The sequence below is a fragment of the Arthrobacter agilis genome, from assembly GCF_002953615.1.
In the GTDB taxonomy this organism is placed as follows: Bacteria; Actinomycetota; Actinomycetes; order Actinomycetales; family Micrococcaceae; genus Arthrobacter_D; species Arthrobacter_D agilis_B.
The window spans coordinates 2,428,979-2,435,012 of record NZ_CP024915.1 but is presented as its reverse complement, the minus strand read 5'-3'; the positions used below and the strand labels follow the sequence as shown (position 1 = coordinate 2,435,012).

At 69.8% G+C, this 6,034-nt stretch carries 5 protein-coding genes and 1 pseudogene; all 6 read left to right on the top strand.

Annotated features, from left to right (window positions below; all coding sequences use genetic code 11):
* The coding region (locus CVO76_RS11875; RefSeq protein ID WP_208739391.1) for a winged helix-turn-helix domain-containing protein at positions 1 to 363 on the top strand (363 nt) is incomplete at its 5' end.
* Positions 364 to 402: 39 nt separating this feature from the next.
* Positions 403 to 2,085, top strand: a complete 1,683-nt coding sequence (locus CVO76_RS11870; RefSeq protein WP_133079969.1) for an ABC-F family ATP-binding cassette domain-containing protein — start codon at positions 403 to 405, stop codon at positions 2,083 to 2,085.
* 160 nt (positions 2,086 to 2,245) lie between these two features.
* On the top strand, positions 2,246 to 3,511 hold the full coding sequence (locus tag CVO76_RS11865; RefSeq protein WP_208739390.1) for a hypothetical protein: 1,266 nt from the start codon (positions 2,246 to 2,248) through the stop codon (positions 3,509 to 3,511).
* A gap of 85 nt (positions 3,512 to 3,596) precedes the next feature.
* On the top strand, positions 3,597 to 4,793 hold the full coding sequence (locus CVO76_RS11860; protein ID WP_208741798.1) for an MFS transporter: 1,197 nt from the start codon (positions 3,597 to 3,599) through the stop codon (positions 4,791 to 4,793).
* Positions 4,794 to 4,826: 33 nt separating this feature from the next.
* Positions 4,827 to 5,816 carry an ATP-binding cassette domain-containing protein gene (locus CVO76_RS11855; RefSeq protein ID WP_208739389.1) on the top strand — a complete coding sequence of 330 codons (990 nt, stop codon included), beginning with the start codon at positions 4,827 to 4,829 and terminating at the stop codon, positions 5,814 to 5,816.
* Positions 5,813 to 6,034, top strand: a pseudogene (locus CVO76_RS17365) (hypothetical protein); the annotation flags it as partial. The gene CVO76_RS11855 and the pseudogene CVO76_RS17365, both read left to right, overlap by 4 nt.

Below are 6,034 nucleotides of genomic sequence, written 5' to 3'. Positions count from 1 at the left end.
CCCCGCACGGGTACCGGGGCCGTCCCGGAACCGCCGGTGGAGGGCAACGAACTGCTCCGACACGGCGACCTGACGATGGATGCCGAGGGGCGCGTCGTCACCCTTGCCGGCAGGGAACTCGCGCTCACACGGATCGAATTCGACCTGCTCGAGACGCTCCTCACCGGATCCCAGCGGGTCTGGACACGCGAAGCGCTGCTGAACCGGGTGTGGGGTGACGGCTGGAGCCAGGATCACCACCTCGTCGAGGTGCACATCCGCAACCTCCGGAAGAAGCTCGGCGAGGACACGAGCAATCCCCGGTTCATCCGGACCGTGCGGGGCGTGGGATACCGGATGATCCCGGGCGACCAGCGGGGCTGAGCCGACGGGTGCCCGCCCGGTCCGTGAAACACTGGAGACGTGGCTCATCTCGACGTTTCCGGCATCGACTACTTCCTCTCCGACGGCAGGCAACTGCTCAACGGAGTGGCCTTCAAGGTCGGTGACGGCCACAAGACGGCCCTGATCGGACCGAACGGGACCGGGAAGACCACCCTGCTGCGCATCATCTCCGGTGATCTCGCACCCGACGAGGGATCGGTGAGCCGCTCGGGGGCCATGGGGATCATGCGGCAGTTCGTCGGGCAGGTGCGTGACGACACGACGGTCCGTGATCTGCTCGTCTCGGCCGCGCCGCCGGTGCTGGCCGCGGCAGCCGCGAGGATCGACGCGGCGGAACTCGCCATGATGGAAGCCGACGACGAGCCCACGCAGATGAAGTACGCGCAGGCCATCGCGGACTGGGGCGACGCCGGTGGATACGAGCTGGAGACCACGTGGGACGAGGTCACCATGGCCGCCCTCGGCGTCCCCTTCGACCGTGCGCAGTACCGCGCGGCGTCGTCGCTCTCCGGTGGCGAGCAGAAACGGCTGGTCCTCGAGGCGCTCTTCTCGGGCCCCGACGACCTCCTGCTCCTCGACGAGCCCGACAACTACCTCGACGTGCCGGGCAAGCGCTGGCTCGAGGCGAAGCTGCGCGAGTCGAAGAAATCCGTGCTGTTCGTCAGCCACGACCGTGAGCTGCTGGCCAACGCCGCGACACGTATCGTGACGCTCGAGCCCGGGGCCCTGGGCGCGTCGTCCTGGACCCACGGCGGTGGTTTCGAGACCTACCTGAAGGCGCGGGAGGACCGGAACGCGCGGTTCGAGGAGCTGCGCAAGCGCTGGGACGAGGAGCACCTCAAGCTCAAGGAACTCGTCAACATGTACAAGAACAAGGCGGCATTCCGCTCCGACATGGCCAACCGCTACCACGCGGCGCAGACCCGCCTCGCGAAGTTCCTCGAGGCCGGGCCGCCGGAGGCCATCCCCCTCGAGCAGAACGTCTCCATGCGCCTGCAGGGCGGCCGCACGGCCAAGCGGGCCGTCGTGGCCCAGAAGCTCGAGCTGACGGGACTGATGAAGCCCTTCAGCACGGAGATCTGGTTCGGCGACCGGGTGGGTGTGCTGGGCTCCAACGGTTCCGGCAAGTCACACTTCCTGAGGCTGCTCGCCGCCGGCGGCACCGACCCGGACAAGGAGCACCTGCCGGTGTCCGACGTCGACATCGCTTCGGTTCCCCACGAGGGCTCCGTGAAGCTCGGCGCGCGCATCCGGCCCGGCTTCTTCGCACAGACGCACTCGCGCCCCGACCTCCTCGGACGCACGCTCATCGACATCCTGCACCGCGGCGACGAGCACCGGTCCGGCCTGGGCCGCGAGGCGGCGTCCGCCGTGCTCGACCGCTACGGTCTGGCGGCCCAGGCGGAACAACCCTACGATTCCCTGTCCGGCGGTCAGCAGGCGCGCCTGCAGATCCTGCTGCTGGAGCTGTCCGGCGCCACGCTGCTGCTGCTCGACGAGCCGACGGACAACCTCGACCTCCATTCGGCGGAGGCCCTCGAGCGGGCCATCGACGCGTTCGAGGGGACCGTGATGGCCGTGACGCACGACCGCTGGTTCGCCCGCAGCTTCGACCGGTTCCTCGTCTTCGGCTCGGACGGCAAGGTGTACGAGACCAAGGAACCTGTCTGGGACGAGAGCAGGGTCGTCCGGGCGCGCTGATCCCACCTCTCCTCCACAGCTATTCCACAGGTTTGTCCACAGGCGGTGGATGAATCCGGACAGCTCCGACCACGCGCTGTCCTTCGCGGGCGGCGGGTGCCATCCTCGGTAGGGTGGACGACGGCGGAGGGACGCCGGACGGTCCATACACGGGGAGAGCATGGCGAACGGGACAGGCACGGATACCGAGGCGGAGTCGATGGATCCGGTCGGGACGCAGGACGACGGCGGGGCGCCACCTCCGCAGGGCTCCCGGCAGCGCCCTGCGGGCCGGCACACCCGTGCCGCTCCGCCGGACCCGGGCACCAGGAGGATCGGTACGCCGCGGCACGCCGCCGGCATCCCCTCCGGGAGCACTGCCACCGCCGCGGAGGACACTCCACGTCCTCTCCCGAAGAGCCGTCGGGCCACGAGGACCGTCGTGGCCGGCGCCGCCGTCGCGACCGCACTCGTCGCGGGGGTGGTCACGGTCCACCTGGTCAACCAGTCGGTCTTCGGACCTGACAAACCGGTCGAGGCCTACCTCGACACCCTCGTCGCAGGGGATGCGGGGGCCTCCCGCGGGCTCCTCGGGACCGGCGTCCCCGGTGGACAGGACGCCCTGCTGTCCGATGCCGTCTACGGAGCGGCAGCCGGTCGACCCGACGCCTACGAGGTGCTCGACGTCGCGATCACCGACGGCAGTGCGACGGTGACCACCGAGGTGATGCAGGAGGGAATCAGCAGCACCATCGACTTCACCCTGACCCGGACCGGATCCACGGGTGTCCTCTTCGACCTGTGGCGGCTGGACGGTCCGATGCCGGTCACGGAGGTCGGCATCGTGGTCCCGGAGGACCTGCAGTCGGTCACCGTCAACGGTGCCGAGGTGACCCTGCCGGCCGGGGACACCGACAGGTATGCGGGCCTGCGGTCGGTCTCCCTCCCGGCACTGCCCGGGCAGTACGTCGTCTCCCCGCCGTCGCCCACCACCTACCTGTCCTACGGCGCGGAGCAGACCGTCACGGTCACGGCGGATCCTGCATCGGCGCCCGGCGGGGTGCTCTTCGAGCCGGAGCCCACCCCCGCGGTGCAGGCCGAAGCCGCCGCCGCGGCCACGGCCGCACTGGACCGATGCATCGCCTCCACCGAGGCCTCGCCGAGCAACTGCCCGAACGCGTCCTTCCTGTTCGGTGATCCGCAGGACGTCCGTGATCCGCGCTGGACGCTGGACAAGGAGCCCACCTTCACCCTCCAGGAGTCCTATGAACCGGGCGTGTACCGGCTCCTGTCCGACGACGCCCAGGCGACGTTCTCCTACGAGCGCAACGCCGAGTTCGACCCCCGGAAGCCGGCACGCTGGGAACGCGAGGAGGACCCGCAGCGGCTCCACATCAGCGCGACCGTGACCGTGACGGGCGAGACCCTCGCGGTGGACCTGGACTAGTGCAGCGGGGTCGCGGGAGCCGCGATTGTGGCTTCCGCCGCCGCCCGCCTACGGTTGCAGGGTGAACCCCGTCGTCCGCTCAGCCATGTTCGCCTCCTATGCCATCTTCGGACTCAACGGTCTCGTCTTCGCCAGCTGGGCCGCCCGCATCCCCTCGGCCTCGGGCACGCTCGGCCTCGGTTCGGGCCAGATGGGCACCCTCCTCCTCGTGGGCGCCATCGGGTCGGTGCTGTCGCTTCCCCTGGCAGGAATCGTCGCCGCCCGCTTCGGCACGGCCAACACCGTCCGCCTGGGCGGAACCGCCGCGGCACTGGGCGCCGTCGGCGTCGCCCTCGGCCTCGCCGCGGTGTCCGTGCCCGTCGTCGCCGTCGGGCTGTTCCTCTTCGGCAGCGGAGTGGCCCTGTGGGACGTGGGGCAGAACATCGAGGGAGCCGACGTCGAGCGCCGGGTCGGGAGGACCATCATGCCGCGCTTCCATGCCGCCTTCAGCGGGGGAGCGTTCGTGGGGGCACTGGTCGGGGCAGGGCTCTCGGCGCTGGACGTGGACCTGTCGGCGCACCTCGTCGCCGTCGCCGTCCTCAGCCTCGCCGTCTCGCTCTGGATGCCGCGCCGCTTCCTGCCGGAGACCCCCGCGCAGCCGGTCGATGGGGCGGACGAGGCGACGGATGGTCGGGGCAAGGGCCTCGGAGCGTGGGGCGAGGCACGCACCCTGCTGATCGGACTCGTCGTGCTGGGTGCCGCCCTGACCGAGGGAGCTGCGAACGACTGGGTGGCGAAGGCCAGTGTCGACGGGCTGGGAACCACGGAGAGCACCGGCGCCATCATGTTCGCGGTCTTCGTCGCCGCGATGACGGCGCTGCGTTTCGTGGGCGGCGGCCTCATCGACCGCTTCGGCCGGGTACGGGTGCTGCAGGCCAGCCTCGGTTCCTCCCTCGTCGGGCTCGTGCTTTTCGTCGTCGCGCCGAACGTGCCGCTCGCCGCCGTCGGAGCGGTCCTCTGGGGCGCGGGAGCCGCGCTCGGATTCCCGATGGGCATGTCCGCGGCAGCGGACGAACCCGAGCGCGCGGCCGCCCGTGTCGCGGTCGTGTCGACCATCGGGTACACGGCCTTCCTCGCCGGTCCGCCCCTTCTCGGTTTCCTCGGCGACGTCGTGGGCATCCGCACCGCGCTCCTGGCCGTCGGGATCGCGGTCCTCGCCTCCTTCATCGTCGCGCCCACCGCCCGGGAACGTCCGGTGGAGACGAAGGAACCCTTGCGGACAGGTTCTGACCGAAGCCCCTAGGAGAGTCACGCCGCCGGCTCTACCCTTTCCTGCATGGCGATCATCGAAGCAGACGGTCTGAAGAAGACCTATTCGTCGAAGAGCGGGCCCGTCCACGCGCTCGACGGCATGAATCTCTCCGTTCCCCAGGGAACAGTCAAGGCCCTGCTGGGCCCCAACGGTGCAGGCAAGACGACGGTGGTCAAGATCCTGACCACTCTCATCCAACCCACAGCCGGCACGGCCCACATCGACGGCATCGACGTCATGCAGGATCCGAAGGCGGCCCGCCGCATCATCGGCGTCTCCGGCCAGTACTCGGCCGTCGACGAGAACCTGACCGGCTTCGAGAACCTCGAGATGGTGGGCAGGCTCTACCACCTCGGCGCGGTGACGGCCAGGCGCCGGGCGCAGGAACTCATCGACCAGTTCGAATTGACGGAGGCCGGCAACCGCCCGGTCAAGGGGTTCTCCGGCGGCATGAGGCGCCGGATCGATCTCGCCGGGGCGCTGGTCATCAATCCGAAGATCCTGTTCCTGGACGAGCCCACCACCGGGCTGGACCCGAGGAGCCGCCTGTCGCTCTGGGGCATCATCAAGGACCTCGTGAAGGACGGCACCACGCTGCTGCTCACCACGCAGTACCTCGAAGAGGCGGACCAGCTGTCGGACGACATCGCGGTGATCGACGGCGGCAAGGCCATCGCCGAGGGCACGGCGGACCAGTTGAAGGCACAGATCGGAGGACACCGCGTGGTCGTCTCGCTGGTCGACGCCGCCCACGCGGGTGCGGCGAGGGAGATCCTCGGGCGCCACGGCTCCGGCCACCCCGCCATCGGTGATGACGGCCGCAGCATCGAGGTGGCCGTCGACGAGGGACCCCGTGCCCTCCAGTACATCCTGTCCGAGCTCGGCGAGGCCGGGATCGAACTGCACGACGCCGGCATGCGGCGTCCCAGCCTCGACGATGTCTTCCTGAAGCTCACGGGCCGACGGGCCGAGGACAACGACGAAGCAGCAGCACAGAAGGAGCCGGCAGCATGAGTGTCCTAGCACCCGAGGGCCGCCAGCCCGAGAACCAACGCTCGCGCGTCCCGGGAGGGTCCGTTCCGGACCAGCCCTCCGAACTGGCGATGTGGTTCTCCGACGGGTGGACCGTGACCAAGCGCAACCTGACCAAACTGAAGCGCTCGCCGGACATGCTGATCTTCGCCGTCCTGCAGCCCATCATGTTCGTGCTGCTGTTCAGCCAGATCTACGGC